The sequence below is a fragment of the Chloroflexus aurantiacus J-10-fl genome (assembly GCF_000018865.1).
Classification (GTDB): Bacteria; Chloroflexota; Chloroflexia; order Chloroflexales; family Chloroflexaceae; genus Chloroflexus; species Chloroflexus aurantiacus.
This window is the reverse complement of record NC_010175.1, coordinates 3,665,000-3,681,558: the sequence shown is the minus strand read 5'-3', so window position 1 is coordinate 3,681,558 and position 16,559 is coordinate 3,665,000. Positions and strand designations below refer to the sequence as shown.

Below are 16,559 nucleotides of genomic sequence, written 5' to 3'. Positions count from 1 at the left end.
CTGTCGATTAAACAGCAGGGCCGACCATGACAACACCACTCCTTGTACTTGACTTTTCCGGTACCCTCAGTCTGGAAGCAGTACGGTTTGGCGCACCAGACCGACTGACAAGCGCACTACAACAATCGGGCTTGTCCAGGCTGGGGGTCGATGCTACTCGCTACTGGAATGATCTGGTTATTCCCACCTGGAATGAAGGCAGCACGACCCGTATCGGGCTGCAACGATTATTGGCTCGCCAGCTTCAGAAGTCTGGCATTTCACCTAGCGTCGCTATGCGTGCTGCCAGCCGCTTTACGCGGGCATATATGGCTGCATCGATCATCGATCCCGCCTGGCAACCACTGTTCGCTACGCTGCGCACTGAACGCCGGGCAATCCCTCTGATTGCCACCGATCATTACGCCGAGGCCACAGTACAGATCGCCGATCAACTGGCAAATCTGCAATGGACGGCCAGGGCATTACGCTGGCACCACGGGCAGGTCAGACGCTGGCGTGTCCGTGCAACAGCTTATCCAGACCTGGCCTTCATTGCCAATTCCGCCGATCTTGGTACTGCCAAAGCCGATCCGGTCTTCTGGCAGCGGGTACAATCAGGTATTCGCACATCAATCAGTCACGTTATTATTGTTGACGACTTCGGTGCCAGCGAAAATCTGGCCGATTTCTACGCCAATCCAGCACGTGTTGAGCGGCGCCGTCAACAAACAATTGCCGCTATTGAACAAGTGTTTGGTGTGCCGGTAACGACCATCTGGTTTACAAGCGATCAGTCTATTGCCCAAACGGTGCAAGAGATTCTGAAGAAGTGAGTCCCCTGCGCTGATGTAAAGATCAAACCTGTTCCCGCATGAGCGCAGTGTTCATCTGAAGTCACCGGTATCCGTGTCATTGTCCGGCGCACCGCAAGATCGCGTGCGTCGTTGGTGAAACAGTTTTATCTTGTTGGCCGGTATACATCGCTGCTATAATCAGCATGCGCATGACTTGTCGTGTTTTTCTGGTCATGCGTTAGAGTGGAAAGGAAGGTTCTGCGTGCGTCTGCTTGCACTTATGCTAATGACAATCCTCCTCGCCGGTTGTACAACACCGATGCCGCCAACCCCAACCCCACCACCAACAGCAACTGCAACTCCTACCCCCATCCCAACCCCGACCGCCACACCCACACCGGTACCAACACCAACGCCGGCTGCCGAACCGGCAGGAACGGCTATCCCGGCAGCGATTCGCCAGACGGCAAATATCGAGACGTATCGGATGCAATTGTCGCTCCGCGGCAGTGGTCTGGTCGGTGGCTTTAATCTAGGCAATACCACAACCGACCTGCTCTCACTTGATGGTCAGTTCGCCGGCGCTGATGTCTCGTTTACCCTGCGCGGTTTCCTGGCCGCATTCCTCGGCGCCGATGTCACCCGTGGTCTACAGGCGATGACGGTCGGTGGTGTCAGCTATGTACGCGGCCCGCTCACCTTCCTTGGGGCGCCTGATGATGTCTGGTATCGCCTGACGCCTGAGCAGAGTGTGATTGCTACCCCACCAACCCAGGTTGATACGACACTCAGTGCGGTGAACAGAGCGGGTGCCGATTTCAGTCGTTTTACGATTGGTACGACCGCTGAACGTGATGGTGTGCAGTGTCAGGAGTATGTCGGCGACCGTGAGGCGACAACAGCCCTCTTTGCCAGTCTTGGCGCCATCGGTCTACCAACCCAGTTACCTGATAGCACCGTTACCGATGCCGCTGCCCAGATTTGGGTGTGTGAGGATGGCTATCTACGGCAATTGACTGTAACCTTTAGTGGTACGGCAACCGATGCCCAGGGCCAGGCGCAACCATTCTCGTTTGCGCTTGATGTGCAATTGAGCGATATTAATGAGGATATTCGCCTGACCCCACCTGCTGATGCACGCGACCTGCCCACGCCTGGAAGCGGTACGCCGTAAAAAGACTGCAACGCACGACCACATTGCGTCGTATTGTATAAGTAGGAAACACATAGATCGCCTGCATCAACACGACAACCTACAGACAGGTAGTGACTGCATCCAGGCAGGGGGAAATTTCATGCGCGCCTCATTGCGTTGGTTCATCGGTATTGTACTCGGCGTCCTATTGCTGGCACCAGTGTTGGCCCAGGGACGCCTGGTGCTGGTCGATCCCGGCAATCGATTAAACGAATCGGCAATTCAGGCTGCCGCCGGCCCACTGCTACGCCGTGGTGCAGAGGTGGCAGTGTACGTGGTGGATAATGGTGGTGAAAGTGATTTTGAACGACGCCTGATCGCCGATGGCCTGGCCCGTAGCGACGGCAGCGTGCGTTCGACGCTCATCGCCATTTACGTTGCCGTGAATAATCGCTACAGCGCCATCTGGTTCGGTGACGAGTGGAGTGATGCGCTGGCTGTCAATGACAACTATGAATTGATCCGCACCGACCGCCTTAATCCCGGTCTGGCCGACGGTGATTTTACCCGTGGGGTCACCAGTGCATTAACCGCAATCGAAGAGGCGATTGTCAATCCACCACGTCCCGGCGGGGGGATTACCATCAACACAGATTTAACACCGGTGGTGATTGGTGGACTTAGCCTGGCCGGTGCCGCAGCAGCCGGTGCGGGGGTTTATCAGGTTCAACGCCGCCGCAAGACGCGCCAGGCTGCCGAACGTCGGCTTCGTGATGCGCGAGAGCAAATGGGTACGCTGATCGTCCAGCTTGGGCAGCGCTTCAACACTGCCACCGAAAAAGCTGCGTTTGACCACGTTTCGTATCCACCCGCTGCCGTTGCCGAGCTAGCCCAGATGAGCGAGGCGGCACGAAGAGCATTTACCGATCTCAAAATAGCCTTTGACGCCATCGGTGAGCAACTGGAACGCGAGGCCAAACCAACCTTAGAACGACTAGAGCAAGCCGCCGTTGCTTACGAGCAGTTGCAACCGCAGGCTGCCGCCGTCGCCGAACGGTTGGATGCCCTTGAACAGCGCCGTGCCCAACTCGATGCGTTGATCCGTCAGGCACAGGAGGATGTTGCACAGGCAAAAAAAGGATTGACCGACGTCTCTGAGCGCTTGCCGCAGTTTGGCAATGAGCTATCCAACCACGCTGCCGTTCTGGAGCCGCTTCAGCAGGCTATCAGCCGTGCCGAAGCCGCACTGGAGCGTTTGGAAGCTGATGCGGCAATCGCCGCAGCGCAAGAGGCGTCGGTTATCCAGCAAACGTTACTTGGTGTGCTTGAGCGATATGCAACCGCACGGCAGGCCATTGTGCAGGGTCGGCGCACCGCCGAACAACTGGCTGCTGAAGGCTATCGCATGGATACATGCCACGCCGCACTGGATACGGCACGGGCGGCGCTTGACCGGCTGGCCGGTTTGCTGCAACAGGGAGCGTTGAATGCAGCAGTCACTGCGATTGCTGAAGCTGAAGCAGCCCTTGAAAAGGCACGGCGCGAAGGCTTCGACCTGCCAACAATTCGGGCTGACAATGAACGCCGCATTGCCGCTCTCGCCGAGCGTGGGCCGCAGATCAACGATCTGATCGAGGCAGGCCGTGAAGCGTTCGATCTGGTTGATGAATTTGCCGAGAGCACCTGGGCTGATATTCGCGGGAACGGCAGTGAAGCGGAGGCTGCCGCCGAACGGGCTTTTGAGCACTGGGAGCAGGCTCGTGCCGCTAACACGATGGAAGCCCAGGACTTCCTGACCGCCCGTGACTATCTTGACGCCGCCGAGCAGGAACTCGATCACGTTGAGCGCCTGATAACCGCCATTACCGACCGCCTGCGTGCCCTGGAAGAGGCACGGGCTATCGCCCGCGATATATTAGCCGAAGCGGAACGATCCATTCAGGCGGGCCGCACATTTGTCGCCCAACACGATACCGACGTTAGCCCCCAGGCCGATACGCTACTGGTCCAGGCCAGCTCGCTGTTGCAAGCGGCGCAGGCCGAAGCTGCCAAAGAAAAACCTGACTGGCTACAACTGACCCGTGCAGCGCAAGAGGCCGACCGCCTGGCTGATGAAGCACTCGCCGGTGCCCGTGATGAGGTCGAGCAGGTCAACCGTCTGCGCGAGCGAGCGCACCAGGCGCAGCAACTGGCAAGGAACGAGGTGCAAAAACTCGTACATTACGTTACTGTTCACGACGCCGATCTCTCGCCGGCTACTCACCAGCAGATCGAACAGGTGCGCCAACAGCTTCAGCAAGCGTATGCGCTACTACGGCAGGCCGAGGAAAGTGAGGATGCAGCGCGGCGTCAGGCATTGGCAACTGCGATTGACCACTATCAGTCGCTTATTCAGGCAGCAACCGAGACCTACCAGCGTGCCTACGCCGAGGTACAGCGTCTTGAGCAAGTGCGAGCTACACTCAATCAGACGCTCCAGCAAGTGCGCGAGAAGCTCAACCGGATTAGCCAGTTCCAATCGGCACTGCGTGCATCGAGTGCAGCAAGCGGTACATTTGCCGCTCTCCAACAACGGTTTAACCAGATTCGGTTGCCGATTAACGGTGAAGCGGCTCTGCAGGCCGCATTGCGTGAGGCGCAGGCGATTGATGCTGCGGCGACCGATCTCCTGAGGACCCTTCAGCCACCGATGCCATCAACCCTGGCAACTGACAGCATCGCGTCTACCCTTGGACGGATGTCCGGGGGCTGGGGACATAGCCGTTCGTGGAGTTCTTCGTCAAGCCGCCGCAGCTCGTGGAGCAGCCCCCGCTCCAGTGGGTGGAGTAGTCGAGGCGGTGGCGGCGGCTCGTTTGGCCGCGGCGGCGGTGGTGGCTCATTTGGTGGACGCGGTGGCGGCGGTGGCTGGTAATGATAACGCCACGGGTGTTTCGTCACTCAATGTCTGCCAGGGCAATAGATGTTCGTGGCGCTCAACCGGCATCGGCGCAGCTAACAAACGGCGGGGGCCGTAGCGAAAGAAGAGGCCGTGGGTCACGCAACGCAGGTAGGTACCTTCAGTGGTGAGCGCCTGACCACAATGTGGACATGTCAGATGGGTGTGCATATCGTCTTCTCCTTAAAAACGACACGCCGCTCCCCCTTATGGGTAGAGCGGCATTGCTTTGTCCGGCCTCTTTACCGGTAGATAATTCGTTCTTAGCTATTGTACAATATTCTCATCATTCTGTATAGAGTGATCTTAACGAAAAAGGCACTCCCCAGGATGTACGTACACATCTCGCAGACATTGGTCACACGCAGTAACTAATGAGCGACCTGCCTGTATTGATCGGGGTGCTTACCTGACAATCACATACCAGCAGCGACTAGCACGTCAACATATACATCCGGCAAAGTGCATGATGGGGCCGCTGCCCTCCATACAACGTATACGGTTGTCAGGCTTTACTATGGTATATCATAGCGACAAACTACTCTCTGGAACGGGTTAGGAATTGTCATGGCGAAACATCCGTTAGTGATGGCCCTGGCCAAAGTGATTATCGCGGCTGCATGGGCCGATGGAGAACTATCACTTGACGAAGTCAACGACCTTAAACGACTGCTGGCCGAACTTGGTCAGACCGGCGGTCAGTTTGCCTTGACTGCCGACGATTGGGCGGAGCTGGAGATTTATCTCTATTCACCGGTGGAAGCTGCCGAACGCGCTCGCCTGATCGCCGATCTCCGCGATTTAATTATCACACCAGGACAGCAGCAGCTCGTCTTGCAGGCAATCGAACGACTGCTGATCGCCGACCGCGTGCTCACGCCGGTTGAGCGCGAGGTGGCGCAGGAGATTCAACGTGCCCTAACGCAGGATAGCCAGAGTCTGCTGTTTCAAATCGGACGCGCCTTTCGCTTAGCACTAGGCATACGGGCCGGCGGCCCCAACCGCGAAGACCTTCTGCCGGAATTTATGCGTAATCGTATTTACTATGCTTTGCAGATACGGCTGGGTCAACATATCGACGAATTTGGACTTGATCGTGATGAGCTGCACGTGTTGACCCTAGCCGGGGGTTTACTGGCAAGAGTTGCCTATGTCGATAAGCAGGTGACACCTGCCGAACACGACCGCATCGTGGCCATTCTCAAAGAGTGGTGGCAGCTCGATGATACGCAGGCAGCGCTGGTTGCTGAGGTAGCTCTCGACGAGAGTGCGGCCAGCCTCGATTTCTTTCGCCTGACCAAAGCCTTCGCCGACGCAACCACTGTGGAGCGTCGGCAACGCTTTCTCGACGCGCTCTTCGCGGTTGCCCTCGCCGATGGTGAACTTTCCGGCGCCGAAAGTGCCGAAATCAGTCGGATCACTGCTGCGATTAATTTGCCTCACGACAGTTTTGTGGCGGCGCGACTGCGCCTGCCACGCCAACCAGGAAAGCGTCTATGACAGTTACATTATTTGCCCCACTTGACATGCATCTGCACCTGCGCGAAGGCGCCATGTTGCGCCTCGTCGCGCCATTCTCTGCTGCGCAGTTCGCTGGTGCCGTGATCATGCCGAATCTCGTACCACCGGTGGATAACGCCGACCGCCTTGCCCGCTATCACGAGGAGATTCGGGCTGCGGTTGACCCGTACCCGTTTCTCCCGCTGATGACCCTGTTTTTTCGCCCCTACGATGCCCAAACCTTGCAGGCATTGCGTGAGCATATCTTCGCGATTAAGCTCTACCCGGAAGGCGTAACGACCAATAGCGCCGGTGGGGTCAGCGACCTGACGGCGATTGAGCCAACGCTGGCAATGATGGAAGAGTTGGGTATTCCGCTCCTGGTACACGGCGAGAGTCACGGGTTTGTGCTGGATCGTGAAGCCGAGTTTTTGCCGGTGTATGAGCGTTGGGCCCGCACGTTCCCACGCCTGCGGATTGTAATGGAGCATATCACAACGGCTGCCGCCCTCGACCTGCTGGATCGTTATCCGAATTTGTTTGCCACCGTCACCCTGCACCACCTCTTGATCACTCTCGACGATGTGGCCGGTGGTCTGTTGCAGCCGCATCTCTTCTGTAAGCCGATTGCCAAACGTCCGACTGACCGTGATGCACTGCTGGCTGCGGCATTAGCCGGCCATCCCAAACTGATGTTTGGCAGCGACTCGGCACCGCATCCGATAGATCGCAAAGAAGCCGCGTTCTGCGCTGCCGGTGTCTTCTCAGCGCCGGTGTTGCTGCCGATGCTGGTCGAATTGTTCGAGCGTCACAACGCCCTCGACCGCCTGCCCGACTTCGTGAGTGGGAATGCCCGGCGGATTCACGGCCTGAACCCGCCGCCCCGCACCGTGCGATTGGTCGAAGACCCCTGGCAGGTACCGATGCGTTATGGCGATGTCGTTCCGTTCGCCGCCGGCCAGACGCTACGCTGGCAGGTGGTTGCTGAGTAGAGTGTAGCAAGCTGTTTCTCACCACAATGGACACCGACGAGGGCCGGCTGCCTCGTCAACCTGGGTGAACAGGTGGCAATCGCTGCTACAGGCAGCCCGGCCCTCTGCACAATATCCCAACGACGGAGTGACAATCGGCTACGTGATCGATTTACCGGCCAAACCGGCCCCCCACACGTCGGGCGGTGGCGGTGGCATAAACAGATCGGTGATGTCAATTGCCTGCCGCAAGCGGCCAAAGGTCGTTGCAATAAACGTTATCCGACGGAGACGGGCAGCCGGTATGGGACGTTCCAGTTCATACAGCGGCCCAACATCAATCCGGTAATAGTGATCGCCGGCACGTGGATGGTTGGGTTCATCAGGGAGCAGGTCACGCCGCTGAACCAGTTGATAGCGCAGGACAGGGGCATAGTATTGCACCTGCCAGCGCGCTGCCCCGAATGACGCCGGCTGGTAGAACGCCAGATAATCGGCGGCCAGTTGGGGCGGGGCATGTCGCAGTGGCAACCGATACCAGCCGGCAATACACACCCGTTCAAGATCGTGCGGTTGTGGCACGATAACGACCAGCACCCGTGCATCGTTGTCAGGCTCAATCATAGCAACACCCTCATTGCACTACACCACCTCACCAATTCTGCGGTGAGGTGCACACTGACCTCTGAACGACCTCGACCCGTGGTACACTACTTGTAGAGTGTCTACATAATAAACCGCTAGAATTGACGAAACGTTATGCACGTCTGGCTCAGATGTTTTCTCATCGTGATAACTGCGGTTGGCCTTGCCGCTTGCACTACTACCAGCCGGCCTACCGTTCAAGCCACTATCGGCGCAATTGAAGCGGTCAATGCCGATAATATTGAGGGTTTTGAGCGGGTGATCGAACCACGTCCGTTTGTGTTTCCGGCTGACCACGGCCCCCATCCAACGTTCCAGACCGAGTGGTGGTACTACACCGGCAACCTGACCGCCGACAATGGCCGGCGCTTCGGCTTCCAGCTCACCTTCTTCCGGCGGGCGCTCAGTCCCTATCCGCCGGCCCGTGAGTCGGCCTGGGCAACTAATGATGTCTACATGGCACACTTTGCAATCAGCGATATTGATGGTGGGCGTTTCTACGCCTTCGAGCGCTTCAGTCGATCCGCGCTCGGTCTGGCAGGCGCCAGTGGCGATCCGTTCCGGGTCTTTCTCAACGACTGGTCGGTCGAAGGAAGTGGTCCGCAAGGGATGACGATGCGCCTCCGCGCTGCCCAGGATGAGGTTGCCCTCGACCTGGTTGCCGTTAATAGCCGACCACCGGTGTTACAGGGGAATGCCGGAGTCAGCCAAAAAGGGTCGCAGGTGGGTAACGCATCGGCCTACTATTCGCTCACCCGCATGATCAGCAACGGCACTATCCAGATCGGCTCAGCGACCTATACGGTGAGCGGCCTGACCTGGATGGATCGCGAGTGGGGCACCAGTGCATTGGAAGAAGGGATGACCGGCTGGGACTGGTTTGCCTTACAGCTTGAGAGCGGCCACGACCTGATGTACTATCAGCTCCGGGAAGCCGATGGCAAACCGTCGCCATTTGTCGGGGGTAGCCTGCTCCTCCCCGACGACACGGTGATCATCCTCGGCCCCGGTGATGTCGAGCTGGAGGTCACCGCGACCTGGCAAAGTCCGAAGAGTGGGGCGGTCTACCCGGCTGGCTGGCGTCTGCGGATTCCCCGTTATGGGATTGATCTGGTAATCACACCGGCACTGCAAGATCAAGAGCTACCCACGGCGGTCGTCTATTGGGAGGGCGCGGTGGATGTAGAGGGTAGTATGCGCGGTCGTGGTTATGTCGAGTTAACCGGTTATGCTGATGGACAATAACATACCAACAATTCCGGTCACTATCATCAGCGGTTTTCTCGGCAGTGGCAAAACGACACTGTTGCGCCGCCTGCTGAGTCGTGGCGATCAGCGAATTGGAGTGATCGTCAACGAATTCGGCACGTTGGGCATTGACGGCGAACTGTTAGCACAGAGTGGCGCTGCGCCACTGATCGAATTGAACGGTGGCTGTGTCTGTTGCGTCGCCGGTAGTGACCTGCTCCTCGCGCTTGAAACCCTGTTCGCCAGTGGGCCACTGTCAGCCATCGCAATTGAAACGAGTGGTCTTGCCGAGCCGGGCGCATTGATCCGACAGCTTCGCGCTGCCGATATTCCACTCGATACACTGGTTACCCTCGTCTCAGCCGTTGATTACGAGCAGGCGATGACGGCCTCGCCACTCACACTGCGCCAGATACACCTCGCCGATTTGATCCTGATCACCCACAGCGACCTGGTTTCTGCGCAAACCATTGCACAGATCAGTGAGCAACTGCGCACAATCAACCGGCGGGCACCGCTTGTCCCAATCGTCCAGGGTGATGTGCCACCGACGCTGATCTTCAGCCCACGCTACGATGGCACACTACCTGCCGAAAGTCCACACCTGCACGACGAATTTGCCGTCACGAGCTGGCAAACCGATCTACCATTACAACGCACTGCGCTCGAACAGACCCTGCGCAGACTGGCAGCCGATGGTATCTATCGGGCCAAGGGCATCGTATACTGCACCGACTCACCCTGGGCAGACGAAGTCCATCTGGTCGCCGAACGCTTGACTCTGAGCGCATTACGCCTCTCTACCCAACCCCGACCGCTCTGTCGCCTCACCCTGATCGGGCGCGCCGCAGCGCTGGAACCGGCAGCCAATGCGTTAGACTCCTGCATCGATAGCGACGAGCGGATTACCCGATGGCAACAGCGGTTAGCCGGGCAGATGTAGCAGATTGATCGTCGCAATTGTCCGACCAGCCTCGGATTCGATCATCACCAGATCGATCAGGCGGGGAATATACGCAGCGTAGGGCATCAATGCGTGCATCGCCTGTTGGCACAAGGTAGCGTGAGCCGAAGCCAGCTCCTGGCGCAGTGCAGGATCGATGAGCCAGCGTCCGGCAATGCGTTGCGTATCGATTAGCGCCGGCCCTCCCTCTGCACGCCAGATCGCCTCCGCAATCAGCCGGACACCCCAACTTGCCCGTCCGGCCCGAACATCGTCGGCCAGATCGTGTACATCATCACGAAGCTGACGGGCAAGGATGAGTGCATCGAGTGCAGCACTCAGAGCGATGGCACACGGATCGTCGAGCTTCAGACCGGCAAGCATGATATGAGCGCGTTGCACCACGTGCCACCCGGCTGCGCGTGCACACACCCAATGCGCCGTCAATGATTGCAGTTGGGCCGGTTGCCAGGAACCGGTATGCGTGCGAGCTGCGAGTTCCCGGCGATACGCCGCCACCATGCGTCGTTCCAGGTCTGCCAGCAACTCGCAATGAACGGCCAGCGTACCGAACAAGTGCCAGCTTCGTCGCCACAAAGCCCTGGTCAACGGCGCGGCAGCCTGTGTCAGTTCACCATCAAGACACGCATCACGGATGGCCGCAGCCCAGGCACCACACAATGTCGCCAGGCTCAGGCGTTCGATGATAGACGACGGCAATGGCAACAATGGTGACAACCAGACCGGCCAGAGGATGAAGATGCGATGAATCTCGCTATCGAGGACCTGATTCAGCGGACAGCGGATAACGGAAGGGAGTGGGTCACATAGAGCGATCAGGCGGGAATAGACTCGTTGCCAGTACGCTGCTTCAAAGGGGAGCAGGCTCAGCATGCATTTACGCCAGTACCTGGATAATAATCGCCGTCATATCATCATCTTGCTCGGCATCGCCGCGAAACTGGCTCACGACCGCCAACAAATGATCGAGTGCACGTTGCGGATCAGCCGGATCGGACTGGTCGATCGCTATCATCAACTGCTCGAAGCCAAACATTTTGCGCTGCGCATTTCGCGTCTCATAAAACCCATCGGTGAGAAGAAAGAGCTGATCGCCAGTCTGGAATTGCAGCGTCGTCTCACAATATTCCCGATCAAGACGAGCACCAAGGGGGAGGCTACCATAACCGATCTCTTGAATCTGGCCATTTCGGCGGAGATAAGGAAAGGGATGACCGGCAGTGGCAAATGTAATCATATTAGTGGATGAGTCGAGGATGCCAAGGAAAACAGTGACATATTGCGAGCCGACGCCATCACGGTAGAGTGCATTGTTAGCGGCACGCAGTATCGCTGCCGGTGATTGTTCAGTGGTGATGTAAGAGCGTAGAATTGAGCGCGCCATCACCATGACCATAGCAGCGGCAATACTCTTACCGGTAACATCAGCAACAACAATCGCCCAACGCCCATCTGACAACTGGACAAAATCATAAAAATCGCCACTCGTCTCGCGGGCAGGTTCAGAATACGCAACAATACGGATATTCCCGAACAGTGGTGGTGATGGTGGGAAAAGACGTTGCTGAAGCGAGCGGGCAATTTCGAGATCATGGTGCAATATCTTATCCTGAATGAGACGCGAACGGGCCTGATTGAGCCGGTAACGCGATGTCGTTAGTTGATACTGATAGAATGAAATTGCTGCCCACACCAACGCGGTATAGAGGAAGACCGGTATGAACAAACCGGTCGCCTCTTCAAATACACCACGTGTAGTACCACTGTTTGCAAAATACCAGACATAGGTGAGAAAGATAATAACAAGATTGACGATAGCAACAAAACCGGCAAGACCCCATCCCAATAACAGCCCGCTCAAAATTACAAATAATGGGGTGATTTCCGCAAACATTGTCATGCCAATATCGTCAAGCCTGACTGTATTGATCAGCATGAACACAACGACCCCTATGTTTGTCCAACCAACAAAGAGTCTTGCTCCTACTACTTCACGGTTTATGCGAATTAACCATTCAATAATCCCATTTATTGCAATCGAAACTGCAACCAGTATATACGCTACCGGTAGCGAGAAGGGTGGAATAAGCATAATGAGTAACGCTATAACGGTCAGCGTTAACACTAAAATATTGAGCATTCGCAAGGTGAAACGCAAGCGTACCTGGTCGTTTTCAATATCAAGCTGTTTCAATAACTCGTTGAATGATTGAATGTCCTGTGATTTCATATACCCTGCGAATGCTCTCCATAGAAAGAATCAATGTGAGAAGACTGTATTATCAGCTCCAGACCGGAGCAGCCGCCTGCCGCTCCAAATCTTCAAGCTGTTTTCGTTGCGTTGGGTCGGCAAGGGCTTTCCGCAGACGATCCATCTCTTCCGGGTCGGGCTGCAAACCAGCTTCCTTCGCTGCTGCATCCGGATCGGCGAGCAGGCGTTTGCGAAAATCGGGATCAAGCACTGCGCGACCGATCAGTCGCTCAAAGTCAGCACTCATGCGAACGTGGCCTCCTTTTCATTGACCGAACACCATTGACAAAGGCAAGTATACCACTTCTTTACTTTTATATTGCAGAAAATCGACCTTCAGCGCCGGCATACTCGCCCTGTAATACGCAAAACCCATTACAATACATGAGGCATAACCAAACCTATTCGCGGAGTTCCTTATGGAAATTGAGGCAAAGTACAAGATCAGCGCCAGCGACATGGATCGACTGGCAGCGCTGAGTGCGCTTGGGCCATATACGTTACGCACGATGGCCAGTGAACAGCAACGGAACACCTATTACGATAGCGCTGATGGCAGGCTGGCTCAGGCACGCTACGGTTTGCGGATTCGACAGATCGGCAAGCGATCAATCATCACGCTGAAAGGACCGGCCCGCGTTGATGGGCAGGGTATTCATCATCGGGCAGAGTTTGAGTTTCCCGGTGATGATCCCGATCCAGCTCATTGGCCAGAAGGACCGGCCCGTGATCTGGCGCAGGCGCTGTTACTGGGAGCGCCAGTACGCCCACTACTGACCATCGAAACCAATCGACGGATTATTCACGCCCATCGTGATGGGCAGGATCGCGTTGAGCTAAGTCTCGACCGGGGTACCATCTATGCCGGCAAGAAACAGGCACCAATTTGCGAGCTGGAACTGGAAGTGCTACCAGCAGGATCGGTCTATGATATAACTGAACTGGCTGCTGCACTCAGCGCACTGGTCAACATTATGCCCGAACGCCAGAGCAAGCTCGAACGGGGCATGGCCTTACTACAGCGCAAGTAATTCTTATATACCCGAGAGGAGCAGGCAGATGGGATCAGCCACACACTTAACGGATTATGTTGAGACATTGCTCACCGCATATCGGGTTGACCGAGCGCATGCCCGTCAGGTAGCCGATCACGCTTTGACATTGTTTGACGCGTTAAACCAAAACCGGTCATCCGATGCGCGTGTGCTGGTTGAGGCTGGCGCATTGTTACACAATGTTGGTCTGACTACCGATCCACCTGAACATCATCTGGTCGGTCGGGATATTGTGCTGCGCCATGCCCCTGGCGATGCAACCGACCACCTGATTATCGCGGCAATTGTTGCGCTTCATCGACGCAAGCCGCGCTTTCAAATTGAACCAACGGTGCTCTGCCTGAACAAACGATCACGAAAGCTGGCTCTGCAACTGGCTGCAATTGTGCGGGTAGCCGACGGTTTCGATTATAGTCAGACCCAGACCACAACAATTCAGGTTCTGAGCAGAAATGGTCGTCTAAGCCTGGTGGCTACCGGTCCACACGCCGCGGTTGATAGTGAACGAGCACTGGCCAAAGCCGATCTGTGGGAGCGCGTGATTGGGCCACGCCCGGAAATTGTGGTGCAGAGTGAGGGTACGGTCGTTGAAGAAGTGGCCGGTGAAGACGAGCCGGCTGACAGACTGCCCTACTGGTATGCATCAGGGGCGGTTCCATTTGCCGAATTGGGGCGCATCGTCTTGCGACGCCAGATTCGCCGTCTCCAGCAAACGGCACGGGCGGTCAGGGATGATGAAACGATTGAAGCGGTTCATGATCTACGGGTCGCCACCCGACGGATTCGGGCCGCGTTACGCCTTCTATCGCCGGTCGCCCCGGTCAAAACTGCTCGACAGGCAACTGTCGCCGTCCGCACACTGGCCCGGCAAGCCGGTGCCACCCGTGATCGAGATGTCTTGCTCCACGATATGACCGGTCGTGATATGAGCGGTCTGGAGCCGGTGATAGAGGCAATACGCGCCGAACGAATGGCTGCGCACGCTGAACTGGTGAATTATTTATCCGCCAAACAATATGAGCGTGAGCTGCGGGCATTAGCCCAACTGGCATGCGTCAATGAAGGATGGGACAACCGACCGCGGGTGCGTGATCACGCAGGCAGTATGCTGTACGCTCACTACGAAGCACTACGCTCCTATGATCGTGATGGGTTGCCTGAAGATGAAGCGAGCCTGCATGCGATGCGAATAGCCGGCAAGCGGTTGCGCTACGCACTTGAGCTGGTCAGTGATATTGTTGGCGAGCGATTGGGTGATCTCTTGCAACCTCTCATCGATTTTCAGGATCATCTCGGTGCTCTCAACGATATCAGTGTAGCGCGTGGCTTACTGGCACCCCATACCGACCATGCGCCGGCGGCGGTTGCCGGCTACCTGGCGGCACGCGAAGCGGAATGGGCTGTGCTTCGGCAGGAATTGCCGGAGTGCTGGAACGTCCTGGCCAGTTCCACCTACCGGAATCATTTACTCACCGTCATCGGTGATCTCTGACGGAGATCGGCCAGGGCAAATGGGAGATAAAGAATCAGAATAGTAGCAATGCCGATCACCTCCATCCAGATGATGTAAATCGGCCACGGGCCGAGCAGATCGAGGAGACTCGGCGTGTACGGTTTACGGGCCAGGAAGAGATAATTACTGTCGAGCAACCAGTTCACGACGCCAACCGCCGCCATCAACAGATTCGCCCCGATGATCACCCGCCCTACCGAACGCCAGGTGGGGCGGTATCCTTCCAGCGCGATCATCGTTAACGCGGCCAGCACGATACCCCCGTGCGAAATAAAACTCTGAAACGCCCGAAAGTGGGGAAAGCCGTAGACGCCGATGTCGGGTGTGAGCAATGCCTGCACCGCACCACCAATCCCCATGAAATACGCAAACTCGAAGATGCGATAACTACGGGTGAGGAGCATGATGACAGAGAGCCATGTAAACATGGTGCAGAGGTGCAGCGGCAACATATACTGAATTGACCAGAGACCGTGCACCCAGAACCACCAGTTGTACGCCAGCTCATTGACCGCTAGAATAAACGCCAATCCATACCGCCAGTAACGCCCTGCCTCCGCCGACATCCGACGGCCAGGGCCAAGTATCCAGACACAGGCAACGGCGACACATGTCAGCGCAATCAGGTGTGGCCCACTGAAGAGTACAAATGGTGGCCCATTCCAATGCAATGCGAAGAGATCGTTCATGTCCCCTCCATCGTTAGTTACTCGCAACAACTGGATACTTCTATCATAACCCAAGTTGCTACCTTAGTTCACCACAGAGACACGGAGGACACAGAGGATGTGGATAACTCGGGTTGCTTCCGTGAGATATGACGTAGCACGTCCACAGGAACTTGCTGCTCCCCATATCGTTCGTACAGTTACGCCATACAGTGTTGCGTGCAACGTCGTGCTGGTCATCCTGGTAGTAAACCCCTCTGTTCCGCTCACAGCATAGGTGGCAACTTGGATTATCATAACAGAAACCAAAAAAACTGGTATTGCCCACACTGCTGCGCTATCGCTATATCCGGCATCACTGTAGAACCTGTTTCAAAAAACATCTGCTAGAGATTATCTCATTCATTGCCGACCGACCCCATGATCGTGGCGAGCACCCACAGCATCCGCGTGACCAGCCGGGTCAACGGCAGGCCACGCGCCGGATCGTGAGCACGGCTAGTGCGGCAGCCTTGCTGCCGCACTCCAAACTTCGCGACACGCGCACGACGAGTGGGTAATGCAATCAATCCAACGTTGGCGATGGTCGTCAGCCCGCCTCGCTTTCACATCGGCAGCATGGGAGCAGGATATGCTGTCGTTGGCAATTGGCAAGCGTTCAGTCCACTGTGCGACAGTCTGGATGCATGACAGCACAGCTTGTATAAGTTCTGGGATATATATCATTCATTGCCGACCGACCCCATGATCGTGGCGAGCACCCACAGCATCCGCGTGACCAGCCGGGTCAACGGCAGGCCACGCGCCGGATCGTGAGCACGGCTGGTGCGGCAGCATGGCTGCCGCACTCCAAACTTCGCGACACGCGCATGACGAGCGGGTAAGGCAATCAATCCAA

At 56.6% G+C, this 16,559-nt stretch carries 15 protein-coding genes; 9 read left to right on the top strand and 6 right to left on the bottom strand.

All coding sequences use genetic code 11. The annotated features are described in order from the left end of the window. Nucleotides 1-26 precede the first annotated feature (26 nt). The 3 genes from CAUR_RS14450 (at nucleotide 27) to CAUR_RS14440 (ending at nucleotide 4,822) form a co-directional block, all read left to right on the top strand. Nucleotides 27-815, top strand: coding sequence for a hypothetical protein (locus CAUR_RS14450; RefSeq protein ID WP_012258608.1), 789 nt, complete (start codon nucleotides 27-29; stop codon nucleotides 813-815). Nucleotides 816-1,038: 223 nt separating this feature from the next. After that, a complete protein-coding gene (locus CAUR_RS14445; protein ID WP_015909293.1) occupies nucleotides 1,039-1,950 on the top strand; it encodes a hypothetical protein in 912 nt (303 codons plus the stop codon). A gap of 121 nt (nucleotides 1,951-2,071) precedes the next feature. Beyond that, complete coding sequence (locus CAUR_RS14440) at nucleotides 2,072-4,822, top strand: coiled-coil domain-containing protein (RefSeq protein WP_012258606.1); 2,751 nt, start codon at nucleotides 2,072-2,074, stop codon at nucleotides 4,820-4,822. Here the strand turns inward: CAUR_RS14440 and CAUR_RS14435 are convergent. Then, a complete protein-coding gene (locus CAUR_RS14435) occupies nucleotides 4,787-5,017 on the bottom strand; it encodes a hypothetical protein (protein ID WP_015909292.1) in 231 nt (76 codons plus the stop codon). The two genes, CAUR_RS14440 and CAUR_RS14435, sit on opposite strands and share 36 nt — an antisense overlap. A gap of 396 nt (nucleotides 5,018-5,413) precedes the next feature. On the opposite strand from CAUR_RS14435, the gene CAUR_RS14430 reads away from it, so the two are divergent. Together CAUR_RS14430 and pyrC are read left to right on the top strand one after the other, a co-directional pair. Beyond that, on the top strand, nucleotides 5,414-6,346 hold the full coding sequence (locus CAUR_RS14430; RefSeq protein WP_012258605.1) for a tellurite resistance TerB family protein: 933 nt from the start codon (nucleotides 5,414-5,416) through the stop codon (nucleotides 6,344-6,346). After that, nucleotides 6,343-7,338, top strand: coding sequence for a dihydroorotase (pyrC, locus tag CAUR_RS14425; RefSeq protein ID WP_012258604.1), 996 nt, complete (start codon nucleotides 6,343-6,345; stop codon nucleotides 7,336-7,338). The genes CAUR_RS14430 and pyrC overlap by 4 nt, the downstream gene beginning before the upstream one ends. A 138-nt stretch (nucleotides 7,339-7,476) precedes the next feature. Here the strand turns inward: pyrC and CAUR_RS14420 are convergent, their stop codons facing one another. Further along, nucleotides 7,477-7,941 carry a hypothetical protein gene (locus CAUR_RS14420; RefSeq protein ID WP_012258603.1) on the bottom strand — a complete coding sequence of 155 codons (465 nt, stop codon included), beginning with the start codon at nucleotides 7,939-7,941 and terminating at the stop codon, nucleotides 7,477-7,479. 135 nt (nucleotides 7,942-8,076) lie between these two features. Between CAUR_RS14420 and CAUR_RS14415 the strand changes: the two genes are divergently transcribed. Further along, nucleotides 8,077-9,207, top strand: a complete 1,131-nt coding sequence (locus CAUR_RS14415; RefSeq protein WP_012258602.1) for a lipocalin-like domain-containing protein — start codon at nucleotides 8,077-8,079, stop codon at nucleotides 9,205-9,207. After that, nucleotides 9,197-10,153 (top strand): CobW family GTP-binding protein, encoded by a 957-nt coding sequence (locus CAUR_RS14410; RefSeq protein WP_242604936.1) that lies wholly within the window; start codon nucleotides 9,197-9,199, stop codon nucleotides 10,151-10,153. Before CAUR_RS14415 ends, CAUR_RS14410 begins: the two co-directional genes overlap by 11 nt. Here CAUR_RS14410 and CAUR_RS14405 read toward each other — a convergent pair. Genes CAUR_RS14405 through CAUR_RS14395 form a run of 3 tightly spaced genes read right to left on the bottom strand, consistent with a single transcriptional unit; the run spans nucleotide 10,136 to nucleotide 12,672 of the window. Beyond that, complete coding sequence (locus CAUR_RS14405) at nucleotides 10,136-11,047, bottom strand: hypothetical protein (RefSeq protein ID WP_012258600.1); 912 nt, start codon at nucleotides 11,045-11,047, stop codon at nucleotides 10,136-10,138. The genes CAUR_RS14410 and CAUR_RS14405 overlap by 18 nt on opposite strands. Nucleotides 11,048-11,051: 4 nt before the next feature. Further along, nucleotides 11,052-12,404, bottom strand: coding sequence for a PP2C family protein-serine/threonine phosphatase (locus CAUR_RS14400; protein ID WP_012258599.1), 1,353 nt, complete (start codon nucleotides 12,402-12,404; stop codon nucleotides 11,052-11,054). Nucleotides 12,405-12,456: 52 nt separating this feature from the next. Beyond that, nucleotides 12,457-12,672, bottom strand: coding sequence for a Franean1_4349 family RiPP (locus CAUR_RS14395; RefSeq protein ID WP_012258598.1), 216 nt, complete (start codon nucleotides 12,670-12,672; stop codon nucleotides 12,457-12,459). Nucleotides 12,673-12,844: 172 nt separating this feature from the next. On the opposite strand from CAUR_RS14395, the gene CAUR_RS14390 reads away from it, so the two are divergent. Both CAUR_RS14390 and CAUR_RS14385 read left to right on the top strand, forming a co-directional pair. Beyond that, the gene (locus CAUR_RS14390; protein ID WP_052303788.1) at nucleotides 12,845-13,456 is read left to right on the top strand and encodes a CYTH domain-containing protein; all 612 of its coding nucleotides are present in this window, start codon (nucleotides 12,845-12,847) and stop codon (nucleotides 13,454-13,456) included. 28 nt (nucleotides 13,457-13,484) lie between these two features. Further along, a complete protein-coding gene (locus CAUR_RS14385) occupies nucleotides 13,485-14,972 on the top strand; it encodes a CHAD domain-containing protein (RefSeq protein ID WP_044233662.1) in 1,488 nt (495 codons plus the stop codon). Here the strand turns inward: CAUR_RS14385 and CAUR_RS14380 are convergent. Beyond that, nucleotides 14,942-15,682 (bottom strand): YwaF family protein, encoded by a 741-nt coding sequence (locus CAUR_RS14380; RefSeq protein ID WP_012258597.1) that lies wholly within the window; start codon nucleotides 15,680-15,682, stop codon nucleotides 14,942-14,944. The genes CAUR_RS14385 and CAUR_RS14380 overlap by 31 nt on opposite strands. Nucleotides 15,683-16,559: the final 877 nt, after the last annotated feature.